The organism is uncultured Kriegella sp. (genome assembly GCF_963975415.1).
GTDB lineage: Bacteria > Bacteroidota > Bacteroidia > Flavobacteriales > Flavobacteriaceae > Kriegella.
This window is the reverse complement of the sequence record NZ_CAXBGN010000009.1, coordinates 86,687-112,344: the sequence shown is the minus strand read 5'-3', so window position 1 is coordinate 112,344 and position 25,658 is coordinate 86,687. Positions and strand designations below refer to the sequence as shown.

The window sequence follows — 25,658 nt, the reverse complement described above, 5'->3', positions numbered from 1 at the left end:
CCAATACGATGTTAAAATTCTGATAATCTTTCAGGTACTTGCGGCTACTATATTTTCAATTGATAACTTTCAATCATTGTAGATTCGAATTGCTATGCTAAAAACGTGGACTATTCTTGCTTTTTTGATTTTTGGTGCTAACGTCTACGGTCAGCGGTCACATGTTGTTCTTGATAGTAAGGGCAAGCCTCAAAACAACCTTGATATTGATAGTTTTTCTTACCCAACTTTTTTGAACGGGGAACGGCATGCTTCTTTTTTAGTTGATTACGAGCTCTCTGAGGCACTTCGGGTAGAACTTGAAGGTTTTTATGATACGTATTTATTAGGTGATGTTTTTAAAGTATCAATAGCACCTAAATGGTATGTTTTTAAAAGAATGTATTTCTTTTCTGGCATGGAATTGGAAAAAGACTTGGATAAATATGGAAATGAACCGGCGCAGCCTCGTTTAGATTTGCTGAACGGCGTTGGTTATGATGTCGATGATAATTTTACAATTGAAGCTAGACACGATTTACAGTTCAATAAAACGGGTTATGGCCAGTTTACCACCCCCGTTATGTTCTCGGTCGGTGGAAAGTACAAGTTCTGATTTTTAGGCTCAACTTATTATTTCCTCGGATGGTATTTGTTCATCACCTCTGCCAAATGGGTTCTATCAACATGTACGTATACCTCGGTGGTTGTAATGCTCTCATGGCCCAACATTTGTTGAATCGCACGTAAATCGGCCCCGTTTTGCAATAAATGTGTGGCAAAGGAATGTCGAAATGTATGCGGACTTATACTTTTGCCCAATTCTATTTTTTCAGCAAGTTGTTTGATGATCGTAAATATCATGGCACGTGTCAATTGTCTGCCCCGTCGATTTAAAAAAAGAATATCTTCAAAACCTTTTTGAATTTTTTGATGTACCCGAACCTCATTACGGTAGATAGCTATGTATTTTTTGTTAATAGGGCTGATGGGAACAAAGCGCTGCTTATCACCTTTGCCGGTTACTTTAATAAAATCTTCATCGAAATACAGATCTGATATACGCAGACCGATAAGTTCAGAGACCCTTAGGCCACAACCATACAGGGTTTCCAGCATGGCGCGATTACGCTCTCCTTCGGGTTTTGATAAATCAATACCTCCAATGAGGTCATTGATTTCGGTTTCTGACAGGGTGTCGGGTAATTTACGTCCGATTTTGGGCGATTCTATTAAATCCATAGGATTATCTTTTCTGTAATCCTCAAAGATCAAATAATTGAAAAAACTCTTAAGTCCCGAAATTATACGGGCTTGTGACCTTGGGTTGACGATTCGGGCAATTTCATAAATGAATTGTTGTACCGTTTCCTTTTGTATTTGACTGGGGGTCTCGGTAATATTGTGGTGATACAGAAAAAACACTAGTTTTTCGACATCTTGTCGATAGTTAATTATAGAGTTTTCGGCGAGTCCTCTTTCTATTTTTAGATAGTGACCAAAATCCTGTAGTGCATGTTCCCATTTCATGAAGGCAAAGATACTTAGTATTGCCTTTCCATTATCGTACTTAAACACGCAACTTATAAATGTTGTCCAGGTTTTAGACCACCTATGAGGCCTACATCACAGAATGACTTTGTTGGTTGTTATCGGTCGAACGGGGCTGTCGGTTTACGACTGCTTTTTGAAAAGGTCATATACAATTTTAAATTGCAACATCACCCATTTCATACAGAAGAAATAGATTGTATCTAACGATTTTTTTATTAATTTTCACCCAAATTTCAGGGGTAAATTGAGACCTTTGATTAATGAGTAAAAAAGTACCTTTTATATATGAAAAAAAATATTATTACTAACAATCTAAAATTTAAGCGCATGAATAAGCAAAATTTTTGTTTCGTTATTGCCATTATTTTCTTCGGAGTACAACAGATGATGTCCCAAACCATTGTTCAAGGAACTTCTTCGATGAGCAGAAGTGATTTGGCATTCGCTGCAAAAGCGGGTTTTAACCTTTCTTCCTTAGGAGGGGATAGTAGGTACGACTACGCGGCTAAACCCGGTTTTCATATTGGTGGATTGGTAGAAATTCCATTTTCAGATGAAATCTTATTGCAGCCGGAGGCATTGCTGTCATTTCAGGGTAACGGTGCTTATTTCGATGAAGACATTAATCTACTTTATTTGTCAATACCATTGATTGCCAAATATAATGTTTGGGATGAGCTTTATGTTGAGGCGGGCCCACAATTAGGGCTTCTATTGTCAAATAATATTGATCGAGAGACTTATGGTAATTCCTATGTTAATGATCCCGATGTAAATTCTTTAGATGTAGGTCTAGCCATTGGGGCAGGTTATCGTTTAGATGAGAATTTTTACTTTCAGATTCGTTTTAATCCAGGCTTCGTTAATGTGATTGAAGACTTCAAGTCAAAGAACCGAGTGATGCAACTTTCGGCGTGCTACTTTTTCTAGTGAACTAATTTTCAAAATATAGAGAGAAGCCGCTTTAAGCGGCTTTTTTTATGACGTTGTTTGGGCAAATGCCTGAAACATTTGGGGCGACGTTTTTGCAAATAGGGCTTCCTACAACTGTTTTTTGTTCTTTTGCAACAAAAATTGTGGGAAATTTAATCAACGGGCTAGTTTTATCGTAACCAAACTTTAAGACTATACCCATGAAGCAATTGATTTTTGCATTGATTTTTACATTTTTGGGCACTTCCTTAAGTGCACAAGAAGGATTTAAGATTGGTGTCCAAGCCGGACTCCCTCTTGGTGATTATAACGATTTGGTCGGCGTCGTCATCGGAGCCGATATGGGTTACATGTGGGCCCCTAACAAAATATTCGACTTAGGAATAAAAGCCGGAATAATCCATGGATTTGCCGAAAGGTTCAAAGAAGAGGTCGTGACCGTAAAGTTACCTAGTATTCAGTTTGCACCATTGGCCGCTTCGGTACGTATTTGGCCCTCACGTTCTTTTTCTTTAGGAGGGGATATCGGTCAAGCCTTCGGTCTCAATGAAGGTAACGACGGGGGATTGTATTATCGTCCACAAATAGGCTTTCAAACAGGCGCTCAGTCTGAATTCAACTTCTCGTATACGGCCATTCAGAATGGTGATGATACCTGGTCGACCGTGACCATAGGATTTGTTTACACCTTTTTATCTGCACGGCATTTTAGGTAGTTTTTTAAATATTTTCAAACCCTCCGCCCCGACAAAGGGGTCGGGACACCTCCCTTTATTTTAAGGGAGGAGCCACTTGAGTTGAACTTTTGAACAGCTATAGATTTTAAGTCGGAATTCAGCTCCCCTCTTTTTAAAGTTAGGGATTGGTTTTCAGACGAGATTAGGGAGTTCGTTTTTTTAATCTGTTTTCTCAAACCCTACGACTCGACAAAGGGGTCGGGACACCTCCCTTTATTTAAAGGGAGGAGCCACTTGAGTTGAACTTTTGAACAGCTATAGATTTTAAGTCGGAATTCAGCTCCCCTCTTTTTTAAAGTTAGGGATTGGTTTTTAGAGGAGATTAAGGAGTTCATTTTTTAATCTTTTTTTATGGGTAAGTATTTGCTATTTTTATGGCATGAAGATTATAATAATTAATGGCCCCAACCTAAACCTACTAGGAAAGCGTGAACCCGAAGTTTATGGCAAGCAGACATTTGAAGACTACTTTTCACAACTTCAGTTTAAATTCAAAGATTTACAGCTCGAATATTTTCAATCAAATATAGAAGGAGAGCTTATTGGAAAGATTCAGGAAACGGGTTTTTCATACGATGGCATTGTTCTAAATGCGGCAGCATATACCCATACTTCCGTTGGGATCGGTGATGCTATAAAAGCAGTGGAAACACCAGTGGTCGAAGTACATATCTCCAATACTTTTAAACGTGAAGAGTTTCGGCACACTTCCTATATTTCACCAGGTGCAAAGGGTGTTATTTTAGGTTTCGGACTCCAAAGTTATGATTTGGCGATTCAAAGTTTTTTGGAAGGAGCCGAGTAGTCATAGCCATATGGTTTTCAGCAAGGACTGTTCTATGTGAGAGCATAAATATTCACTGATTGCAGCTGATTTTGCTTAAAGTCATTGAAGTGTTTTTACATGCTATGAAAAATAGAATGCTAGTAAAGAGTCTAAAAGTATTAAAATACCTCTGTATTTATTATCTATCTGCAAAGATGATCTGTTTTGCAATACCGAAGTTTCTTTTTATGCAATTCAGAATTTTACATTGGCAATCGTATGCCCCTTTGGTAGAGATTTCAAAGCACCAGCACATGTGGTCGTTTTTTGGTAGGTCGTATCATTATAATTTATTCATTGGCCTTACGGAATTCCTTATTGGCGTACTGATTGTTTTTAGAAGAACAAGGTTGATTGCTTTGTTGCTGGCACTTGGTGTTTGCCTTAATATCTTAGTTCTAAATATTGAATTTGACGCTGATTTTGCTATCAATCATGTATTGTTCGATTTGACAATAATTACAGTGCTGTTATACGATTACGGTAAAGGGTTATATAGATATTTTATACAAATAGGAGGGAAATTCGATAATTCGATGGTCGCATTGGAAAGTAAGTTTATGACACGACTTCCTTACTTATTTATTTTTTTTCTTTCGGTCTCGTACTTCATATTTGCGTTTGGTATCAAAAAAAAGTATGCTGTAAATGAGAATATTGTGGGTGCATATCACATACAGGATATAAAAATTAATGATTCAATACGGGACCTTGGTCAAGGATGGCAGACTAAAGATCCCATGCTTTTCATCGAGTATAACAATCAATTTGTATTGTCCATCACAGATACTTTAGTTATGGGCAGGTACATTCAGAAAGAGGATAGTATTACAATTTATATGGAATATCCCAATCAGTTCGATTTAAAATCAATAAAGGGTTTGATGAAAAATAGTAGTTCCATTATTGGAACAACGGGTAAGAATCAGACTTTTCAAATGATATATGAAAAAGTAGATGGCCGGAATAATTATTTAAATAATCTCTACGAATAGTTTTTAGTAGGGCACCATTTAAGGGGTTGTTGATTCGTTATAAATCCAATCTAAACTTAATCGAGTGATTTGAGTGGTCGACAGGCCGTTGCCCGTTTCTCTGTCTCCAGCGCAGTGGCCTAAAAGCACATGGTCATCAATAAAGTTGATAGCGGTGTAGCAGTACCAACCATTGGGGTCGTTCTCAAGGGTTTTACTATTTTCCCAACTTTTTCCTTCGTTTTTAGAAATGGCGAGATTAAATGGGGTACGTTTTCCTCCATTGCGGCCTCCCTCATAGTTGTTGTTCCAAACCAACAATAAATCCCCTGTTTGCGGAATTCGTTTAATGGAGGCTGGAGAAAGCGGCGATTTTATATTCCCAGCAACTATCGGGGACCAGGTTTCTCCCGAATCTTCGGAATACGAGAAATATTGAACGCCTGCATCCGTTCTGCAAAAGAGCATTAATTTGTTACCTTCCAATACGACCACCCCCGGTTCTTGTAAAACAACCCCTTCAGCATTAGATACCTGTGTCGATTTGCTCCATGTTTTTCCGAGGTCATCGGAATAATAGCTAAAAATTGCCGCTTTCGCCTTCAAACGTGAATTCTCAAAACTATGAAGTGCTGCGGGGTAGAGGATGCGGCCGCTAGGCAATTGTACAAACCTGTCATTGTTGACCACATGATACCCCTCGTCTTGCATACATCGAATAGGGTCGCTCCATGACAAAGCCTCGTCGGTTGAAATGCGCATATAGGGTATACAATCGGTTTCGGTATTCTTCTTCAAGTAAAACAGCGCGATATTTCCATTGGTCAATCGCAATAGGGAAACTGACATCACATTCATGCCCCCTTCGTTGGGAAGAATAGTTACATCGTTTTGCGTCCAGGTTTTACCGCCGTCATCGGAATATCTTCCAGCCAAATAGGCCTTGGCGTGATCACCGTCACCACTGGTAAAATGAGTATAGACGAATAATATACGGCCATCTTTAAGCTGTATGAAGTCGCCCTCGCTATTTCTTGGGTTTTCTGCCGATGGAAGCAATTGTAGGGCGATTTCCTTGCCCTTTTCTTTCGTTGGGCTGGTTTTGCAACCCATAAAAACTATGGAAATAAATAAGAGGAATAAAAATCGTTTGTTGGTATAGTTACGCATGAATCTATATTTTAAGGATACCTGTCTTGTTTTGGTCTTTAGGTAAAAGTAGACAAACACTCCATTACGACAAAGCGGCCGTTAGTATTGAATTATTTATCGGCTATTTAATTTTTGTTAGCATCCGGCTTCCCGCTTTTTTAAACAGGGCTGGGCTTACCATTTCGTATATTATTTCTGGTATACTCTCACGTAATCTACTTCAAACACATCAGGAAACTGTGTTTTTTCAATTTCCTCTAGGTTGCCCGGATATTCCATGCTTAGAATCATGTATTGTTCGATATTCGATATACCTTGGGTTACTTCGTAGAACTTATAGCCATTGATATAGAAAACGTATTTATCAGACGTCCATTCTAGACTAAAAGTGTGAAATCCTTCGCTAACCCCTTCAAGATAACTTTGCATTCCACGGGTAGTTTTTTGATTAGGCCCATAGGCCCAATGTACGTTATGTGATACGATATCTTTGCCCAGTTTTTTAAAAAACTCCATAACGTCGATTTCGGCACCAAAGATAGCAGGATCTTCCCCTTTCGATATTTTTGTGGATTGTAACCAAAATGCCGCCCATATCCCTTGCGATTTTTGAAGTTTTGCCCTGCATTCGTAATACCCATATTTGGGCATATAAAGTCCTTGGGTCCCGACGGCACTCCCTAATAGTTTATCGTCTTGTTTGAGTGCAAAAAGTTTTAAGTATCCGTCTTCTACTTTAACGGCATCCTCAGAAATATGGGCAATGGCCCTTGGTCCCACACCCCGCACCCTCCATTTGGTAGTGTCAAGTCGAGTACCGTTAAAGTGGTCTTCCCAGACCAAATTGTAACCTAGCTTTTCGGGGGTATACTGTTCCAAGGAAACCGGACCTTGGGCTGGTCTTTGAGCCATGGTCAGGGCCGTAATAAAAAAGAGTAAAAGCGTAATGCCGTACTTCTTTATTTGACATCGGTCCTTCAGGTGTTCGCCTATGAAGTTTCTTTTCATAATTATGGCGTTTTTACGTTCCGATTCGGAAACCATCCCTTAAGAAATTCATTTAATGTACCATCAAAACTTGCTTCCGCCAAAAATTCAGTCCCTCTTTGATTGCCCCAAGAATAGTTGATAATCAATTTTCCTTTGAACTCGCAAAAATCGATATCGGAATTATTTCTGTTTTCTGCACTAGCGATTTTTTCTTGAAATGCTTTTGTTAGTTTCGTATTAGCAATTTTTTTGTCCTCGGCAGAAGCTTTAAGCACAGGGTTAAAAGGGCTCGCATCCCAATGGATTAAATCTTTTGAACGAACTACCCGCATTTCGTAGCCATTATGTGCCTCTAGGTAAAAATTATAATAGTAACCGTCGAGATATCGTAAACAATGGGGGGCGGTATATCTGTCTTTTGCATAATTGTGGTCGGCAGATAATACTTCCCATGTTTTAAGGTCTTTTGAGATGGCAAAGTTGGCCGTGAACCGCTCTCCTGCTTTTTCTTCTGGTTTTCCAATTTCGAACATCAACACATATTGGTCCTCAGCCCAGGTAAGTGAAGTGTTGAATATTCCGTATCCGGGTAGTTCGAAAGCCTGCCAGTGTTTCCATATTTCTAAATCATCAGAGGCGAAAATGTGTATTTGCTCTCCATCCCACTTGTTAACGGCGGTGACGTAGACGGTTCCTTGATGTTCGAATGCACTCCCCAGGTGAAATCCTTTGGCGAACGATGGAGTGGGTTTTCCTGTTTTTCGGTTTATGAATCTGAAATATGAATTTTCCGTTGGGTTGTCATAATACTTTCCCCTAACATATTCAAACCGATAAACTTCATCGTTAAAAACGATTGGGGTGGTTTCGACCAAATCTACATCTATGGTTCCTGATTTAATAATTAAGGGGCGTTCTTGAGTAGTCGTAACTTGTCGCGTCGTTTTGCACGACACCACCAAAAGGAGACTTGGAATAAGGAACTTGAATGAAATATTCTTCAAAATTTTCAAGGTATATTTTGATTTAAGGGACTACCTATATTTGCGGGAAATACTTCTGGAGATGTCCGGATTATAACAAATATACTAACACTGGGCGTACCTGCGAAAATTTCGAAATACGGTGCTTTGAGAGAAGCTTATAAAGTAAAATGGTTTATTGTTAACGCAAAGGATGTAGATATTTTTTATCCACATAAAAAGTGGCAAAGGGAAGTAATGATGCCGTAATTAGTACGATAAGCCTTTTAATACTCCATTTCTTTTCCATCCAAAAAACAATGGCCAGAATTACATAGACAATGAAAAGGAAACCATGGGCATACCCCACCCACTTGTTAGGCTGTGGTATTTCTGCCCAGTACTTTAGGGGCATGGTTATGGCAAAAAGCGCAAGATATGAAATGCCTTCAAGAATGGCCGCTATTCTGAACGTTGTAAGCATATTTATGAAAGGATAAATTGTTGGGTTTAGGCGCAGTAGAAGACCATGTGGTTTTCTACTGCGCAAAGCCAACTGTATTTCTATAAGTGTATTACTTCATCATAAGCATCGGCAACAGCCTCCATTACGGCTTCACTCATAGTGGGGTGGGGGTGAACCGCTTTCAAAACTTCATGACCTGTTGTTTCCAATTTTCTGGCGACCACAGCTTCTGCAATCATATCGGTAACACCTACACCAATCATATGGCAGCCCAACCACTCACCATACTTGGCATCGAAGATAACCTTGACAAAACCATCTGAAGCTCCTGATGCCTTGGCCTTACCACTGGCCGAGAATGGAAATTTACCAACTTTAATATCGTGGCCGGCTTCTCGGGCCTGTTTTTCGGTAAGTCCTACCGAGGCTACTTCAGGCATACAATAGGTGCAACCAGGAATATTACCATAATCGAGTGCCTCGACATGCATTCCTGCAATTTTTTCAACACAAAGAATACCTTCGGCAGAAGCAACGTGGGCCAAAGCCTGCCCTGGTGTAATATCACCAATGGCATAGTACCCGGGAATGTTCGTCTGGTAGTAGTCATTAACCAAGACTTTGTCGCGGTCGGTGGCAATACCTACAGCTTCGAGTCCGATATTTTCAATATTCGATTTAATGCCAACGGCTGAAAGTACGATGTCAGCATCTAGAACCTCTTCTCCTTTAGCCGTTTTTACATAGGCTTTAACACCGTCCCCAGAAGTATCGACTTTGGTCACTTCTGAAGAGGTCATTATTTTCACACCTGCTTTTTTAAAGCTTCTTTCCAATTGTTTCGAAACATCTTCATCTTCGACTGGAACTATATTTGGCAAAAATTCTACCACCGTAACTTCGGTACCCATGGCATTATAGAAATAGGCAAACTCGATACCTATGGCACCACTACCTACAACAATCATTTTTTTCGGTTGCGTGTCCAATGACATGGCTTCGCGATAACCGATGATTTTTTTACCGTCTTGTTTTAAACTGGGAAGCTCTCGGCTGCGGGCTCCGGTAGCAATAATAACATGATCGGCACTGTATTCAGATTCTTTGCCCTCGGCATCTTTGACCGATATTTTCTTACCTGACTTTAAGGTACCGTACCCTTTAATGACTTCAATTTTATTTTTTTTCATCAAAAACTGTACGCCTTTGCTCATTCCATCGGCAACATTTCGACTTCTTTTGACAACCGCATCAAAGTCTTTGTCGACGCCATCTGCTTTTAAGCCATAATCTTCTGCATGTTTCAGATATTCAAATACTTGAGCCGATTTCAATAAGGCTTTGGTGGGAATGCATCCCCAGTTTAGACACACCCCTCCGAGGCTCTCTTTCTCGATTATAGCAGTTTTAAAACCCAGCTGTGAGGCTCTTATGGCGGTTACATATCCGCCGGGACCACTACCCAAAACAATAACATCGAAATTGCTCATATTTTTGATTTTTTATTATCTATAAGAAAGCGCAAAAGTACAAAATCAAATGGAAAGACCACGTCAAAAAATAAATTCGCAATAGAATAAAGCCACTGGCAGCGTATCATCAACAATAGGATTGCGTTCTAATACACAGAACAATTTTTTTTGTATCTTTTGGGAAGAAAAAAGAATATGAATCAGGAGTATAAAAAAATCTTTACTGGAAATTTTCTAATGGCCCAACGCATTGTTGAAAAACTACAGGAAATTGGAATAACCCCCGTTGTTAAAGATGAATCTAAATCGGCGCTACTTGCAGGATTTGCCTCTACTATGCAAGGTGACCAAGAGTTATACGTAAATGATGATGAAACCGATCGCGCCTTAAAAGTTCTGTCATCGGTCTTGCCTTAATATCGCCAAGCGCCGACAGCGTTTAAAAATAGCACTTTTCTTACGGTATGTCTAATGCTGACTTTATCAATATGGTCACAACTAGGTGGGTGTCCATTATTTTTTAGGCATCGTATTTTTCTGCGCCTGTATATTTGATGTGTCGCCCAAACGTTTTTCCTTTTTACTTTGCGTTTGGAACAAAATTTAACGCAGCTCCATTGATGCAATGTCTCAAACCCGTTGGTTTTGGGCCGTCATCAAATACATGGCCGAGATGGCCGCCACAGTTGGCGCAGTGTTCCTCCGTTCTTTTGTAGCCAATTTTATAATCGACATCATAAGCCACATTGCCTTTAATTTCTTCATAAAAACTTGGCCATCCGGTACCTGATCTGAACTTGGTTTCACTCTTAAATAGTTCGGTGCCACACCCTGCGCATACATAAGTTCCAGATTCCTTGTTTTCGAGCAACTCACTAGTGAAAGGGTTTTCCGTGGCCGCCTTCCGTAATATATGAAACTCCAGATTGGAGAGTTCTTTACGCCACTCAGCTTCAGTTTTTGTAATAGGGAAAGTTTTGTCTTTTTTTGAGGCGGTTTTCTTTTTTTGGGAAATGCCAATACAACTCGAAAAGAGCATGCAAAGTATAACGAATGTTTTAGCGTACATTTTTTAAATTTTAGTTATTTGGACGTAGGCAAAGGCAACTTCTTTCAAATAGTTACGAAATTAAGGCCGAAATAGTTTTAGAGGTCTCAATAAAATCACAAAAAAGCCCAGACTCTATTAAAAGCGGGGCCTTTTTTATGAACTCTTATCGGTATTCTAATTTTATCTTATTTTTTGAACATCGCTTTCTTCCAATCCTAAGCTGTTCATAACCGCGTTAATGTTCGACTTATCCATTTTAGAAGATAGGCCCAAGTTTGCGGGCACTACAAATACCCTAAATACTTGGTCCAATACTAAATCAGAGGCTACAAGGTCAGATTCGAACTCGGGTTCAACATATAATTTGTAGTCGTCTTGCGTGAAATCAAAGTTATAGAATAACAGACCATCGTCAGTCATAAAGGGTTGAGGAAGTTGACGCCAAACATCGACACCATTGTCGACCTCTTCCAATCGATATACTAAAATGGCATCGTCAGGAAAAAGTTCGATACTATGTACTGAAAAGGGTTCTCCGAATTCAAAAGTTCCCGAATTATCGAGCAGGTCGACCTGTACTTCAAAAGCAATAGCTTCAAATTCTGAACCATCGGCACCATCAAGACCATCGGCCCCATCAAAACCGGGAGGTCCGGCCGGGCCTTCGCAGGCAACAAAGAATAAGGTTAAAAATGCGCCAAGTACTAAAGTTATTTTTTTCATAATATGATTTTTTATTAAAGTTTGTAAATATAGCAAGCGATTATTTCTTAACCACTCTTTTAAGAAACGTTTCAAAAAGCGTTCCAAAAATGTTTTTTTCCATAGCGCCGCCCTTTTCAAATTTCTTGGGTTGTCTCTAATGTTTTAACTATTAATTCCTATTTTTAACAAAATCAATCCAACCAAAATTATGCTACAACAACGTGTAGTTATTGAAAATATAAACCCGCAATTGCAGTGCGGAGCTTTTTTTATTAAGCGAATAATCGGGGAACAAGTGGACGTGTATGCCGATGTGTTTCCCGATGGACACGATATCCTACAGGCCGAAGTGTTATTTAAACATGAGCTTGAAAAAAACTTCAATGAAGCTAGAATGAAACATCTGGGCGATGATGTACACAAGGCTTCCTTTACGGTGGAGCAACAGGGTTTTTACGATTATAAGGTGCGCGCTTGGGTTGATCATGCCTTGAATTGGCAACACGGTATCGAAGCAAAGTTAAAAGATGGGCAATATGTAAGGAGCGAACTTTTAGATGGAATTCAATATCTGGAATACATTATAAAAAAGCTTCCGGCAAAAGCGAAGACCGAATTACGCGAATGGGTCGGTCAGTTTCAAGACGCGTCGCAGTATGAGTTGGCTACTTCTAATGCAACATCCAAAAAATTACACCATTTGTTTTTAGAATTTCCGCAGCGGAGTTTTGCGAAGATCAGTAAAACACTTCAAGTGTATGTAGACCGTAAAAAGGCCAATTTCAGTACATGGTATGAATTTTTTCCGCGTTCAACATCGCCACAATATGGTAAGCATGGTACGTTCAAAGATTGTGAGAATCTTTTGCCTCGGATAGCGAATATGGGCTTTGATGTGCTTTATTTTCCTCCGATACACCCTATAGGAGAAGTTAATCGCAAGGGAAAAAATAATACTACCAACGCCCAAGAAGGAGATTCAGGTGTGCCATGGGCCATAGGGTCAAAGCTTGGTGGCCATAAGGCAATACATCATGAATTGGGAACGGAAGGAGATTTTAAGCGTCTAGTCAAAAAAGCGCTGGAAAGTGGAATTGAAATAGCTATGGACCTCGCCTTTCAGGCCGCACCCGACCACCCTTACATTTCAAAGCACCCTGAATGGTTTAGAAAACGACCAGACGGGACTATTCAATATGCTGAAAATCCGCCTAAGAAGTATCAAGATATTGTCAATTTTTATTTTGAAACACCGGCCTATAAAGAATTGTGGAATGAGCTTTTAGAGGTGACCCTGCATTGGGTAAAGTGCGGTATTTCTATCTTTCGCGTTGACAATCCGCATACAAAACCGTATTATTTCTGGAACTGGTTGATTGCCGAGGTAAAGAAGAAACATCCTGATGTACTTTTTTTGGCCGAAGCTTTTTCACGCCCTAAGGTTATGCAGCAGTTGGCCAAACAAGGCTTTTCGCAATCGTACACCTATTTTACTTGGCGGGTCGAGAAGCATGAGCTGATTGAATATATGGTTGAGTTGACCCAATCTGAAATGAAGGAGTACTATCGCCCAAATTTTTGGCCCAATACACCCGATATCAATCCGTATCACCTTCAAGGTGCCAATGAAGCGATGCACCTTGCCCGCTATGCGCTGGCAGCGACCTTGTGCGGTAATTTAGGTATTTATGGCCCGGTTTTCGAATATATGGTGTCAGATGCCCTGCCGGGAAAAGAAGAGTATTTGAATTGCGAAAAATATGAAATCAGACACTGGGAGTGGACACATGAAAATAAATTGACCTATCTTATTACACGATTAAACGTGACGAGAAAGAATAACAGCTCGTTTCAACAAACCAATAACATTATGTTTTGCGCTTTAGAAAATGATTACCTTATCGCTTTCTATAAATGGAACGATGATCGAACCAATGAAACTTTAACCGTTATCAATCTAGATTCTCATAATTCGCAACATGGTATGGTGCAAATGCCATTAGAAGCGCTAGGAGTATCGGCGGGGCATCCTATGGTAATGAAAGACATGATAACCGATAACAGTTATACATGGAGCTCTGAATGGAACTATGTTGAACTGAGTCCCGCATTACCCTTTCATGTATTCCACATAAATAAGTAGTTTATGCCCAAGAAAAAGAAAGATTCCGTTTTGCAACCTCCCTATACGTTTGATACCGTATGGGAAGAACTCATTGATGATGAGAACTTTGTTCGGGTCTTTCTATCTGATGTACTCGAAAATTATATCATTCAGCAGCGATGGTATGGGGGTAAGGCCAGTAAACTAAAGTATATAGAGTTACAGGAGTATTTTAGAATTCAGCAGCGCGAAGAGGTTTATTACGGGCTACTGCTTGAAGTGAATTTTGAAGAAGCCTTTTATCAGCATTACTTTTTGCCGATTGCTTTTGTTTCTGATGAAACTTTTGCAGAAAAAGATAGGATTTTGCCCCTTACCATTAGGGGTCAAGAGGGTTTTATTATCGATGCCCTGAATTTGGAGGCGTTTCGAAAACTGGTTTTTGAAAGAATTATGACGGCAGTTCCGAACGATACTACAAAAGTTAGGTATCATAAAAGTGTCAATTTTAATGATACGGAGTATGTTTCGTCCCGTTTTATGGGGCTCGAGCAGAGCAATACTTCGATTATCATTAATGATAAATATGTGATCAAGTTCTTTAGACGGATTTATTCCGATAAGAATCCCGATTATGAAATGAGCAGGTTTTTATCTGAAAAGAAAGGATATCAAAACACACCCTCTTACCAAGGGAGTATTAATGTGATCGATTCAGATGAGGTAAACATAACCATTGCCTTGATGCAAGAACTGGTAGCGAATCAAGGGGATGCATGGGATTATATGTTGAAGGAACTTAAAAAAGTATTTGCAAATCTTGAGTATAAACGCATCAATATTGATGCGCTTCCCGAAACTAAGATTTTTTCAAAGTTGGGAATCAACGATGTGCCTCCTGAAATTATCGATTGGGCGGGCCTCAATATTTTTTTGAAGTTACAGATGCTGGCAAAAAGAACGGCCGAAATGCATATAGCTTTAGGTTCTGAGTTCAGTGACACGGCTTTTACGCCTACCCATTTTAATGGTGATTATGAGGTTTGGCTGAAGAATAGATTGTTGTACCAGTTTCAAAACAGGCTGAATATTGTAGAAAACAATATTCACCGATTGGATGGACTTTCTTTAGAATTGGCCAAAGAATTTTTAGAGCGCAAGAACGAAATTCGAAAGCGCTTTGTAAACTTTGACTGGACCAAGCTTAAGGGGGAGCGCATTCGTATTCATGGTGATTATCATTTAGGGCAAATTCTGATACAGGATGATGATTTTTATCTCCTTGATTTCGAGGGGGAACCTGAAAGTACCATTCGTGATCGGAAGGTCAAACAGCCGCCTTTGAAAGATGTTGCGGGTATCTTCAGGTCGTTCCACTATGCGATATACGCCACTATTTTTGACGATACTGGCACTTATCCGCAACCTCAAAAACAACTGTTTAAGGCAGGGGAGTTGCTGTACCGTTATTTCATAGGCGTTTTTATGGGAAGCTACGTAGGGCTTATTCAAAAAAACAACTTGAATATAGGCTATATTCAAGAGCGCATATTCATTTTAGAATATTGCATGCTCGAAAAAGCAGTTTATGAATTGGGTTATGAAATGAATTCAAGACCTTTGTGGGCCGTAATTCCTCTAGAGGGTATTATGAGTATTATTAATGAGAAGGCTTAATGGTTTCTACTTTTGGATAAATGAAACTAAATGGGGATTTTAAATTTAAAATGACGAATATTTAATGTCAATGTGGTAAAAGTTTTCTTGATTTTAAAAAAGAAGATAGCATTAATTTAATGTTGACAATTTCGAACTATAAATAACAACTAATAACAAAAAAACATGGGCAAAGTAGTACCGCACAGTTTATTTTCCGAGTTTGATATTGACCTTTTCAAAGCAGGAAAACATTTTCAGCTTTACGAAAAATTAGGTTCTCACATCATTGAATTAGATGGAGTAAAAGGTACTTACTTTGCGGTTTGGGCGCCAACTGCAAAATCGGTTTCGGTAATCGGAGATTTCAACTATTGGCTAGAAGGTGACCATAAGCTTAATGTGCGTTGGGATGCTAGTGGTATATGGGAAGGGTTTATTCCGGGAATCGATAAAGGCACACTTTACAAATATAAAATACACTCGAACAATGCGGATATACAGACGGAAAAGAACGATCCCTTTGCTAAATATTGCGAACATCCACCTAAAACAGCATCCATAGTTTGGGATGCCGAGTATGATTGGAAAGATAAAGAATGGATGGGGTATCGGGCTGACAAAAATGGGTTGGACAAGCCTTACTCTGTATACGAGGTGCATTTGGGCTCATGGAAACGAAAGGCCGATAATACCTTCCTATCTTACGTCGAATTAGCCCAAGATTTGGTTAAATACGTTAAAGAAATGGGTTTTACCCATGTGGAGTTTATGCCTATAATGGAGTATCCGTATGATCCTTCATGGGGGTACCAACTTACCGGTTATTTCGCACCGACTTCACGGTTTGGTAAGCCAGAAGATTTTAAGTTTCTTGTCGATAAGCTACACCAAAATGATATCGGTGTAATTCTTGATTGGGTGCCTTCACATTTTCCCGAAGATGCTCACGGACTTGGTTTTTTTGACGGTTCTCATTTATATGAGCATCCCGATAGAAGAAGGGGTTATCATCCTGACTGGAAGAGTCTTATATTTAATTATGGAAGAAATGAAGTACGTGCTTTCTTGATCAGCAATGCTCTGTTTTGGCTCGACAAATATCATGTAGATGGTTTGCGGGTAGATGCGGTTGCCTCAATGTTGTATTTAGATTATTCAAGGGAAGATGGAGAGTGGGAACCCAATATGTACGGTAACAATGAGAATTTGGAGGCGATGTCTTTTTTGAGGGAATTCAATGAAGCGGTTTATGGTGGTTTCCCTGGAGTGCAGACAATAGCGGAAGAGTCCACAGCATTTACGGGGGTGTCACGGCCCGTAAAGTATGGTGGCCTTGGTTTTGGTATGAAGTGGATGATGGGTTGGATGCACGACACCTTAGAATATTTTAAAAAGGAACCGATTTACAGAAAACACCACCAGAATGATTTGACATTCAGTATGACCTATGCTTTTACCGAGAATTTTATGCTGCCATTTTCGCACGATGAGGTGGTGTACGGAAAACAATCTTTGGTATACAGAATGCCAGGTGATGAATGGCAGCGTTTCGCCAATTTACGGTTGCTTTTTGGTTACATGTTTACCCATCCAGGCACCAATTTGATATTTATGGGTGGGGAGTTCGGTCAAACTTCTGAGTGGAATTTCCAACAGAGTCTTGAATGGCACCTTACCCAATACGCTTTTCATTCAGGCATACAAGAATTGATAAAAGACCTGAATCAAACTTATAAGACATATCCCGCGTTGTATGAAAAGCAGTTTAGCCCAGAGGGCTTTGAATGGATTGATTATGGTGATCATGAGAATTCAGTGTTGACCTATATTCGTAAAGGCCATGATAAGAAGAACGATGTTTTGATAGCTTGTAATTTCACCCCGGTACCTCGGGAAAATTATCGTATAGGCGTTCCGAAATCAGGACAAATAAAGGAAATTTTCAATAGTGACGCCAAAAAATATGGAGGTAGTGGTGTTTCCAATAATGCGATAAAATTATCTACCAAGGCTTGGCATGGGCGAAAAAGATCTATGGTAGTGACTATACCGCCTTTGAGTATCCTTATTTTTCAGTAGTTTTAGTCTTCGTTAATGCGGCTCTCCATTGCGTTCATAGTTTCTGAAATATTGATGGGGCGTATCGACTGTCATGGTTTACACGTGTGAAAACGATGGTATTGGTGTGGTAGCGTTGGTATCGACAATTCTATGGCTGTGTTGTGGGTTTTAAATCCAAACAGATGTAAGATTACAAATCTTGCCATTATCTTAAAAATAGATTTCTTCGCTCGTAGAATAATTACACACATTTAAGTCTTACGAAATCGTAATAGTTGATAATTGCTAATATCATTTATTAGCAATCTCGGTTAAAGTCCGTAATTTAGGGGGCTTTTAAAATGTAACCAAACTATGATAACAAATACCGAGTTGGAATATAAGGGGAATTTATACCCTAATAAAATAGTGGATTTTTTACAAGAGGCGGATAAGCTTTTTTTCACAACGGCTAACGGTGTTATACTGCAAATAACTATTTTACGGGATAGTGTACTCCGGTTTCGGTATGCCACCGAAAATGTTTTTGAACCCGATTTTTCATATGCGATTAATGATGATGCGGGTATTGGGTACAATCACCTAAATGTAGTTAAAACAGATACGGAGTATATTGTAGAAACATCGAAAGTAAGGGTTCTTATCGATATCAATACAGTTCGTGTGCAGATTTCCGATTTAGACGGAAATATTATTAATGAAGATGAACTTGGCTTTCATTGGGAAGAAAATTATGAATACGGGGGCAATGTGGTTAAAATGAGTAAGATCACACAAAGCGCCGAGAGTTTTTATGGCATGGGTGACAAAGCCACTCATTCGAATTTAAAAGGGAAAAGAGTTAACAATTGGGCAATGGATCAATATGCTTTTGGTAAAGACCAAGAGCCATTGTACAAGGCGATTCCTTTTTATATGGGGCTTCATAATAATATAGCCTATGGGTTATTTTTTGATAACACGTTCAGGTCTTATTTCGATTTTGCCCATGAACGTCGAAATGTTACTAGTTTTTGGGCCGATGGAGGTGAGATGAACTACTACTTTTTTTATGGCCCTAAAATGCCTGATGTGGTTAAATCTTACACCGACCTAACGGGAACACCCGAGATGCCACCACTATGGGTTTTAGGGTTCCATCAATCGAAGTGGAGTTATTATCCGGAGAAAAGGGTCAAAGAGGTCACAAAGAAATTTAGGGATTTAAAGATACCTTGCGATGCGATTTATCTAGACATCGATTATATGGAGGGTTTCAGGTGTTTCACTTGGAACAATAACTATTTTCCAAACCCTAAAAAAATGGTGCAAGAGCTTAGCGATGATGGGTTTAAGACTGTTGCAATAATAGATCCGGGAATTAAAGTAGATAAAGATTATTGGGTTTATCAACAGGCCAAAGACAATGATTTCTTTTGCAAAAGAGGAGATGGCCCATATATGCGTGGAAAAGTATGGCCGGGAGAATGTAATTTTCCCGATTTTACAAATCCTGATGTTCGGGAATGGTGGGCCACACTTTATAAAGAGTTGATCGGTGATATTGGGGTCAAGGCCGTTTGGAACGATATGAATGAACCGGCCGTGATGGAGGTGCCTACTAAAACCTTTCCGCTAGATGTACGGCACGATTACGATGGGCACCCATGTAGCCATAGAAAAGCGCACAATATCTATGGTACCCAAATGGCACGGGCGACTTATGAAGGGGTAAAGAAATATGTGTATCCAAAGCGACCTTTTGTAATTACACGGTCAGCGTATTCCGGTGCTCAGCGATTCACTTCAACGTGGACAGGTGATAACGTGGCGACCTGGGAGCATTTATGGATTGCCAACGTGCAGGTGCAGCGTATGTGTATGAGTGGTTTTTCGTTTGTGGGGTCTGATATTGGTGGATTTGCCGAACAACCCAATGGTGAGTTGTTTGCCCGATGGATTCAATTGGGTATTTTTCATCCATTCTGCAGGGTGCATTCAAGTGGTGATCATGGTGACCAAGAACCTTGGTCGTTTGGTACTGAAGTGACGAATATCGTAAGAAAGTTCATTGAGTTAAGGTATCAATTGCTCCCTTATTTGTATACGATGTTTTGGAACTACCATAAAGATGGTACACCGATGATACAACCGCTGGTTCATTACGATCAAGAAGATACGCAAACGCATTTTCGAACAGACGAGTTCATCTTCGGTAAGCAAATCTTAGTATGTCCCGTTCAAGAACCAAATGCCCAAGGTAGAAGAATGTACGTGCCTCGCGGAAAATGGTATAATTATTGGACAGAAGAAACAATAGTAGGGGGGAAAGAAAGATGGGTTATCGCTGATATAGATAAGATTCCTCTCTTTATTAAAGAAGGAGCTATTATTCCGAAATACCCGGTACAACAGTATGTTGGAGAAATTGAAATAACCGAGCTCGTTTTGGACGTTTACTTCAAGATTGGATCTGAAAGCTCAACGGTTTATGAAGATGGGCAAGACGGTTTTGATTATAAAAAAGGGCGTTACAGTTTGCGAAAGTTTAGGTTGCGTGGTAAAGAGAACGAACTGATTATTCAACAATTTAAAGACGGTTCTTTCATTACTCCGTACAAAAACTTTACTTTTAAATTACATGGCCTACCGTTTAAAATAGTGAATGTTGAGGTTGATAACGAAAAAGTAGCTTTAAAAGATTTAAAATTGAATGGTAATAATACCATAGAGATTTGTAAAGATTTTACCGAATTACACATTACGGGAGAATAGTTTTTTTTGTATTTTAAAAAAGTAAATACTTAAAATGATGAAAAAAGTACTGTTAATAATTGCATTTTTTATAGGCGTATCCGCTTGTAAGGTCAACCCCTTTACGGGAAAGAAGGTGTTGAATTTTTATCCGAATAGTCAATTATTCCCCACGGCTTTTGCCCAATATGACCAATTTTTGACCGAAAATAAGGTGGTTACGGGCACAGCTGATGCTAAAATGATAACTAAAGTGGGGCAACGTATTTCGTCTGCTGCCGAGCGTTGGTTAACGGCCAATGGCTATACCGGTTATCTCAAAGATTACAAATGGGAATACAACCTTGTCAACGATGAAACGGTTAATGCTTGGTGTATGCCGGGTGGTAAAATTGTTTTTTATACCGGTATACTTCCTATTACACAATCTGAAACAGGTGTGGCGGTCGTGATGGGACATGAGGTGGCGCATGCATTGGCCGATCATGGGGCGCAACGAATGAGCGCAGGTACACTACAGCAAGTGGGTGCGGTTGCTGGTAATATCGCCATTCAAGACCCTCAAAAATTGAGTATTTTCAATCAAGCCTATGGCATTGGTTCCCAAGTTGGTATTATGCTTCCTTTTAGTAGAAGCCATGAGACCGAGGCCGATCGAATCGGTTTACAAATTATGGCAATTGCTGGTTATAACCCTAATGAAGCCGCCGAACTTTGGAAACGTATGAAGGCCAATAGTGGAGGAGAAGCGCCACCAGAATTTATGAGTACGCATCCTTCCAATGACACGCGTATCAATAATTTGACCGAATGGGCACCCCTTGCGCGTGAAGAGGCCAAAAAATTTGGGGTTACCTCGTTCCAATAATGATAATATATAAAAAGTAGAAATAGGGAAAAGACCGTTCCTTTTGAAGGACGGTCTTTCTTTTTGGTATGGCGAAATCGACACCGATAAAAGGAAGTAAAAAGCTTTTGAATGCATGGGCCTTTTACGATTGGGCCAATTCAACATATAGTTTGGTTATCAGTTCGGCGATTTTCCCCATATTCTATGGAGCCCTGTTTCGGGTACGCAATATTGAAAAAGTAGCAATTTTTGGAAACGAAATTGCGCGTGCCCCATTAATTAGTTATGTGACCTCCGCGGCTTTTTTGTTCATCGCATTATGTATCCCGTTGTTGTCAGGTATTGCTGATTACCTCGGCAATAAAAAGACGTTTCTTAAATTTTTCTGTTACCTGGGTGCCTTGTCATGCATAGGTCTTTACTGGTTTTCACTCGATAACATTTATCTCGGTCTGACTTGTTATTTTTTCGGATTAGTCGGTTTCTGGGTCAGTATGGCTTTCAATAATTCATATTTGCCCGATATTGCTTTTCCTGAGCAACAAGACCGAATAAGTGCGAAAGGTTTCTCTTTGGGGTACATCGGTAGTGTGGTCTTGTTAGTATTCAATTTGGCCATGGTCATGCGTCCCGAATTATTCGGGATTACGGATGATTTAGGGGAAGCAGCAGAAATAAAGGCTATGAAGTATTCTTTTATATCGGTGGGGGTATGGTGGATTATCTTTAGTCAATATACTTTTTTTCATTTACCAAAAGGATATAAAAGGGAGGGTATTCGTAAAAACATTGTGCTCAATGGATTTAGAGAACTAAAAGCAGTATGGAGACAATTGGGCGGCGAAATCAAATTGAGGCGTTATTTAGGTGCTTTTTTTGTCTATAGCATGGCTGTGCAAACGGTTATGCTTATTGCTACCTTTTTTGGGGAAGAGGAAATTAATTGGGGTTCCGATTCAGAACGTACCGTTGGCTTAATCGTAAGTATTTTGGTTATTCAGATCGTGGCCGTTTTCGGCGCGACGTTTACGGCCATGGCATCCAAGACTTTTGGAAATATAAAAACACTAATTGTGGTCAATATTTTATGGGTCTTGATTTGTGTGTACGCTTATTTTGTGGTTACACCAACTGATTTTTATATTGCTGCCGGATGCGTCGGCGTTATAATGGGTGGCATACAAGCGTTGTCAAGATCCACCTACTCGAAATTTTTACCCGAAACCACCGATACTACTTCTTTCTTCGGATTTTACGATGTGGCCGAAAAAATTGGAATCGTAATAGGAACCTTTATGTACGGTTATGTAGCCCAAGTAACCGGAAATATGCGAAACGCAATTATTTTTCTGGGACTATTCTTTTTAATAGGAATGTTTATGTTGACACGGGTAGAAAAGAAAGAAAATGCAAAAGAAAAGCCTCTAGTAAAAAGAGGCCTTTAAACATGATGCTTGCGCTTTTCTACTATCCCTTTGAAATATCACCGGATCCCGAAGTTTTAGTATCCACCTTTGTTGGGTTTCCTCGATATTTTATATCTCCCGACCCTGAAACACGTGCCTTCAACCTATTGTGGGCAGTGACATTTATATTCGCCGACCCTGATACGGAGGCATCAACATTCTCTGCATTGAGTTCATAAGCCTCGATGTCTCCCGAACCAGATATGCTTACTTCGAAATTAGAAGCCTCTCCGCTTAAGTTCATGTCGCCAGATCCCGACATCGCTGCGGATATTTGGTCTGTTTCAACATCAAGGGTTACATCTCCTGAACCTGATATGGCTACTTGAAGGTTATTGCTCTTAAGTTTTTTTCTTCCGATAATATCCCCTGAACCCGATAGCGCGATAGATTTTATACTTTCTACCGGAATGGTAATATGTATACCCTCTTTCCAAGAAGAAGGTTTTAGATTGTATCCTTTTTCTACCCTAACCGATAAATGCCCATTTTTTACGTCGGTTACAATATGTTCCAAAAGATTATCTTCCCCGGTAAGGGTAAGTTGTCCTTCACGGCCATCTACCAGTTCGACGTCAAACCAACCGGAGACTCCGATTTCTTCATAATCGCCAGTGGTTCTTTCTATGGTAACTATGTTTCCATTCCCAGCTACCTTTTTGCCCCATTGTGCCGTGCAAGACGAAATACTTAGCGTTACTAAAACTAGTGCAGTTAATTTTTTCATGATTTTACGTTTTTGTAGCCCCGATCTTATCTCGGGTCTTGATTGGTATTTAGTTTTTATGTAATGATATTCCACCGTAATCACTATCGATGGTTAGAACGTTGCCACTATTAGCTTTTCCGTAAAAGCCCTTATAATACTTTTCATTCGACTTCTCGGTACTGGTATGGATTTCAAAATTTTCTGTGCCGCTAACTCCGGCATAGGAAGTCCTGATTTCAAAATCAAAAAAATACTTCGGATGATACCCAATTTTAACACCGGTATAATCTGATGATATGGCTAAATTTCCGGCACTTTCGGTCATTTCTTCAATTTTCAAATTTCCGTAATCTGCTTTGATTTCGATATTACCATAAACTTTTCCAAGTTTTACGCTAATGTAATCGCCCGTACCTTGTATGTTGTTCGCCTTTTTGATTTCAATATTTCCATAATCACAGATGTATTGAAGATTTTCCATTTCGGTGACGGTAGTACTGGTATAGTCGGCATTGATTCTAAGATTTCCTGCTTTATCAATCGTAAAACCTGAATAGTCAGCCCTGATTTCACCACTTTTGATATAGCCGATATGCGATTCTGTCGTGTAATCGAAGTTCAGGTTATTGTTTCTTCCATGTAGTTCCCCGATCTCAAGTCTGCCATAGTCACAACTGATTTTGGCATGCCCATCAATACGATCTAGATTAATGCCGCCATAATCGTTGTTGAGGTCCACACTGTTTTTAATCGGTAATTTGATGGTGTAATTTACTTGCATATTGACATTATTGCTTTTGCCCCAGTTCCAGCTCCAATCACTCTTGTTATTGTGAAAAAGGGTTTTGGCCGATACTTCGTTCGTATTCGCTTCAAAATCGATAGTAATCTCATCTAACTTCTTTTGTACTTTTTCCTCGTTGTTGCCATTGGTCTTGATGTGAACTTCTATGAGAACCTTGTTTTCGTTCCACGAGGAGATATGAAGGTTTCCGTAGCTATTATTCACTTTAAGTAAAGCATCGGCGTTCACATTGAACTCTTTTTTTATGATTTTTTCTTTGGTGTACTTCCCTTTTAGTCTGCCGTCGGCTGCCGAAAGGCCTATCGGGATTACCAGCAGAAGAACAGTTATAGATTTAAATAGTATTTTCATTATTGTTGTTTTTTATGATTTTAATTGTTTCGATTTGGTTCAGAACGTCGTTCAATAGATCCATGCGAGTTTGAAAATTGGTAATCATTGCACTGAGAATCAATTTGCTGTTACCACCTTGAATTAGGTTTTGTTCTAATTGGTTATAGTCTTTCTCTAATTTTTTTAGCTGTAACAAGGTGTCATCTATTATTTTTTTTGTTTCGGGAGAACCTTCCTTTTTCAATTTTTTCACCTGTTCCTCGATTAGGTTTGCAAAATAAAATTGGCTATTGGATGCTTCGGGCGATATACGGGCAACTTGTTCTTCAATAGTAGGTTCGGCATTTGTAATATAAGTACCTATGGAAATAATTAATGTCAAAGAGGCTGCAATTGAAAGTGCTTTTAACCATGGTGTTCTTCCCTTTCCCATGGTTGAAATAGATTTTCTCTCAGAGTTCAGTTTTTCGAAAAAGCGTTCTTTATGGCCTGATGCCGGTTCGTTATGATCCAGGGATTCCCGCAGTTCGGCAAATAGGTTTTCAAGGTTTTCTTTTTTCATCATTGAGCGATTAGTAGTTTTTTCCGTAGACTTTCCTTGGCCCTCGAAATAGTAGTTCTGCAATTGGCGTAGCTAATATTCATAATTGAACTGATTTCTTCATAGTCATAACCCTCGATTAAATATAAGGTCAAAGAAATTCTGTAGTTTTCTTTTAACTTTCCCATCGTTTCCATTACCTTTTGAGCCTTCAGTTCGGTAAATGATTGGGAGATAACCACATCATTGTCTTTGACCTTGTGAATAATTGATTCTAGGGCAACTTGATTCATTTTTTGCTGCTCCCTATAACTTTTTATGCTGTTGTTGATGACAATTCTTTTTAACCACGCTCCAAAGGCGACCTCTCCTTTAAAAGTATGTAGTTTGGTGAATGCACTCAAGAATGATTCTTGCATGACATCTTCGGCTTCATCGTTCTTTTTTATAATTCGAAAGGCCGTGTTGTACATAGCTCTGAAATAGCGATTGTAAATCTCCATTTGCGCACTTTGGTCGTTTTTAAGACACAGTTGTATTAATGCATCTATATTTTCATTTTTTAGGCTCAAAAGACGAATGGTTTGTTTTATAGA

24 protein-coding genes are annotated in these 25,658 nt (G+C 39.4%); 12 read left to right on the top strand and 12 right to left on the bottom strand.

Features of this window, described 5'->3' with window-relative positions; genetic code table 11:
- Positions 1 to 94: 94 nt before the first annotated feature.
- The gene (locus AACZ88_RS17925) at positions 95 to 595 is read left to right on the top strand and encodes a hypothetical protein (RefSeq protein ID WP_339713211.1); all 501 of its coding nucleotides are present in this window, start codon (positions 95 to 97) and stop codon (positions 593 to 595) included.
- A gap of 17 nt (positions 596 to 612) precedes the next feature.
- Here the strand turns inward: AACZ88_RS17925 and AACZ88_RS17920 are convergent, their stop codons facing one another.
- Positions 613 to 1,509 (bottom strand): site-specific tyrosine recombinase, encoded by an 897-nt coding sequence (locus AACZ88_RS17920; RefSeq protein ID WP_339713208.1) that lies wholly within the window; start codon positions 1,507 to 1,509, stop codon positions 613 to 615.
- Positions 1,510 to 1,860: 351 nt separating this feature from the next.
- Here AACZ88_RS17920 and AACZ88_RS17915 point away from each other — a divergent pair, with 351 nt between their 5' ends.
- From AACZ88_RS17915 to AACZ88_RS17900, 4 genes are all read left to right on the top strand, one after another.
- On the top strand, positions 1,861 to 2,463 hold the full coding sequence (locus AACZ88_RS17915; protein ID WP_339713205.1) for a porin family protein: 603 nt from the start codon (positions 1,861 to 1,863) through the stop codon (positions 2,461 to 2,463).
- 203 nt (positions 2,464 to 2,666) lie between these two features.
- Positions 2,667 to 3,182: an outer membrane beta-barrel protein gene (locus AACZ88_RS17910; RefSeq protein ID WP_339713202.1), complete on the top strand. Its 516-nt coding sequence runs from the start codon at positions 2,667 to 2,669 to the stop codon at positions 3,180 to 3,182.
- Positions 3,183 to 3,582: 400 nt separating this feature from the next.
- The gene (gene aroQ / locus AACZ88_RS17905) at positions 3,583 to 4,008 is read left to right on the top strand and encodes a type II 3-dehydroquinate dehydratase (protein WP_339713198.1); all 426 of its coding nucleotides are present in this window, start codon (positions 3,583 to 3,585) and stop codon (positions 4,006 to 4,008) included.
- A 209-nt stretch (positions 4,009 to 4,217) separates the two neighbouring features.
- Positions 4,218 to 5,024: a hypothetical protein gene (locus tag AACZ88_RS17900; RefSeq protein WP_339713195.1), complete on the top strand. Its 807-nt coding sequence runs from the start codon at positions 4,218 to 4,220 to the stop codon at positions 5,022 to 5,024.
- Positions 5,025 to 5,042: 18 nt separating this feature from the next.
- On the opposite strand, the gene AACZ88_RS17895 is transcribed toward AACZ88_RS17900, so the two are convergent.
- From AACZ88_RS17895 to lpdA, 5 genes are all read right to left on the bottom strand, one after another.
- Positions 5,043 to 6,173 carry a sialidase family protein gene (locus AACZ88_RS17895; protein ID WP_339713192.1) on the bottom strand — a complete coding sequence of 377 codons (1,131 nt, stop codon included), beginning with the start codon at positions 6,171 to 6,173 and terminating at the stop codon, positions 5,043 to 5,045.
- A gap of 171 nt (positions 6,174 to 6,344) precedes the next feature.
- A complete protein-coding gene (locus AACZ88_RS17890; protein WP_339713190.1) occupies positions 6,345 to 7,163 on the bottom strand; it encodes a glycoside hydrolase family 16 protein in 819 nt (272 codons plus the stop codon).
- Positions 7,164 to 7,165: 2 nt separating this feature from the next.
- Complete coding sequence (locus AACZ88_RS17885) at positions 7,166 to 8,158, bottom strand: hypothetical protein (RefSeq protein ID WP_339713188.1); 993 nt, start codon at positions 8,156 to 8,158, stop codon at positions 7,166 to 7,168.
- A gap of 151 nt (positions 8,159 to 8,309) precedes the next feature.
- Positions 8,310 to 8,591: a DUF3817 domain-containing protein gene (locus AACZ88_RS17880; RefSeq protein ID WP_339713186.1), complete on the bottom strand. Its 282-nt coding sequence runs from the start codon at positions 8,589 to 8,591 to the stop codon at positions 8,310 to 8,312.
- Between the two features lie 80 nt (positions 8,592 to 8,671).
- Positions 8,672 to 10,063 carry a dihydrolipoyl dehydrogenase gene (gene lpdA / locus AACZ88_RS17875; RefSeq protein ID WP_339713184.1) on the bottom strand — a complete coding sequence of 464 codons (1,392 nt, stop codon included), beginning with the start codon at positions 10,061 to 10,063 and terminating at the stop codon, positions 8,672 to 8,674.
- A gap of 177 nt (positions 10,064 to 10,240) precedes the next feature.
- On the opposite strand from lpdA, the gene AACZ88_RS17870 reads away from it, so the two are divergent.
- On the top strand, positions 10,241 to 10,462 hold the full coding sequence (locus AACZ88_RS17870; RefSeq protein WP_339713181.1) for a DUF2007 domain-containing protein: 222 nt from the start codon (positions 10,241 to 10,243) through the stop codon (positions 10,460 to 10,462).
- Between the two features lie 163 nt (positions 10,463 to 10,625).
- Here AACZ88_RS17870 and msrB read toward each other — a convergent pair whose 3' ends face one another.
- Together msrB and AACZ88_RS17860 are read right to left on the bottom strand one after the other, a co-directional pair.
- Positions 10,626 to 11,114, bottom strand: coding sequence for a peptide-methionine (R)-S-oxide reductase MsrB (gene msrB, locus AACZ88_RS17865; protein ID WP_339713178.1), 489 nt, complete (start codon positions 11,112 to 11,114; stop codon positions 10,626 to 10,628).
- Between the two features lie 162 nt (positions 11,115 to 11,276).
- The gene (locus AACZ88_RS17860) at positions 11,277 to 11,819 is read right to left on the bottom strand and encodes a collagen-like protein (protein ID WP_339713175.1); all 543 of its coding nucleotides are present in this window, start codon (positions 11,817 to 11,819) and stop codon (positions 11,277 to 11,279) included.
- A 190-nt stretch (positions 11,820 to 12,009) separates the two neighbouring features.
- On the opposite strand from AACZ88_RS17860, the gene AACZ88_RS17855 reads away from it, so the two are divergent.
- The 6 genes from AACZ88_RS17855 (at position 12,010) to AACZ88_RS17830 (ending at position 22,653) form a co-directional block, all read left to right on the top strand.
- The gene (locus AACZ88_RS17855) at positions 12,010 to 13,944 is read left to right on the top strand and encodes an alpha-1,4-glucan--maltose-1-phosphate maltosyltransferase (RefSeq protein ID WP_339713172.1); all 1,935 of its coding nucleotides are present in this window, start codon (positions 12,010 to 12,012) and stop codon (positions 13,942 to 13,944) included.
- A 3-nt stretch (positions 13,945 to 13,947) separates the two neighbouring features.
- Positions 13,948 to 15,582, top strand: coding sequence for a trehalose synthase (locus tag AACZ88_RS17850; protein ID WP_339713168.1), 1,635 nt, complete (start codon positions 13,948 to 13,950; stop codon positions 15,580 to 15,582).
- A 165-nt stretch (positions 15,583 to 15,747) separates the two neighbouring features.
- Positions 15,748 to 17,643: a 1,4-alpha-glucan branching protein GlgB gene (gene glgB / locus AACZ88_RS17845; protein WP_339713165.1), complete on the top strand. Its 1,896-nt coding sequence runs from the start codon at positions 15,748 to 15,750 to the stop codon at positions 17,641 to 17,643.
- Between the two features lie 336 nt (positions 17,644 to 17,979).
- Complete coding sequence (locus AACZ88_RS17840; RefSeq protein ID WP_339713162.1) at positions 17,980 to 20,379, top strand: glycoside hydrolase family 31 protein; 2,400 nt, start codon at positions 17,980 to 17,982, stop codon at positions 20,377 to 20,379.
- Between the two features lie 37 nt (positions 20,380 to 20,416).
- The gene (locus AACZ88_RS17835; protein WP_339713421.1) at positions 20,417 to 21,226 is read left to right on the top strand and encodes a M48 family metallopeptidase; all 810 of its coding nucleotides are present in this window, start codon (positions 20,417 to 20,419) and stop codon (positions 21,224 to 21,226) included.
- Positions 21,227 to 21,294: 68 nt separating this feature from the next.
- Positions 21,295 to 22,653, top strand: coding sequence for an MFS transporter (locus AACZ88_RS17830; protein WP_339713159.1), 1,359 nt, complete (start codon positions 21,295 to 21,297; stop codon positions 22,651 to 22,653).
- Positions 22,654 to 22,675: 22 nt separating this feature from the next.
- Here the strand turns inward: AACZ88_RS17830 and AACZ88_RS17825 are convergent, their stop codons facing one another.
- From AACZ88_RS17825 to AACZ88_RS17810, 4 genes are read right to left on the bottom strand one after another with little or no spacing between them, the layout of a single operon-like run.
- The gene (locus AACZ88_RS17825; RefSeq protein ID WP_339713156.1) at positions 22,676 to 23,401 is read right to left on the bottom strand and encodes a head GIN domain-containing protein; all 726 of its coding nucleotides are present in this window, start codon (positions 23,399 to 23,401) and stop codon (positions 22,676 to 22,678) included.
- A gap of 49 nt (positions 23,402 to 23,450) precedes the next feature.
- Positions 23,451 to 24,539 carry a hypothetical protein gene (locus AACZ88_RS17820; protein WP_339713153.1) on the bottom strand — a complete coding sequence of 363 codons (1,089 nt, stop codon included), beginning with the start codon at positions 24,537 to 24,539 and terminating at the stop codon, positions 23,451 to 23,453.
- Positions 24,523 to 25,086: a hypothetical protein gene (locus AACZ88_RS17815; RefSeq protein WP_339713150.1), complete on the bottom strand. Its 564-nt coding sequence runs from the start codon at positions 25,084 to 25,086 to the stop codon at positions 24,523 to 24,525. The genes AACZ88_RS17820 and AACZ88_RS17815 overlap by 17 nt, the downstream gene beginning before the upstream one ends.
- Positions 25,083 to 25,634 (bottom strand): RNA polymerase sigma factor, encoded by a 552-nt coding sequence (locus AACZ88_RS17810; RefSeq protein WP_339713147.1) that lies wholly within the window; start codon positions 25,632 to 25,634, stop codon positions 25,083 to 25,085. Before AACZ88_RS17810 ends, AACZ88_RS17815 begins: the two co-directional genes overlap by 4 nt.
- Positions 25,635 to 25,658: the final 24 nt, after the last annotated feature.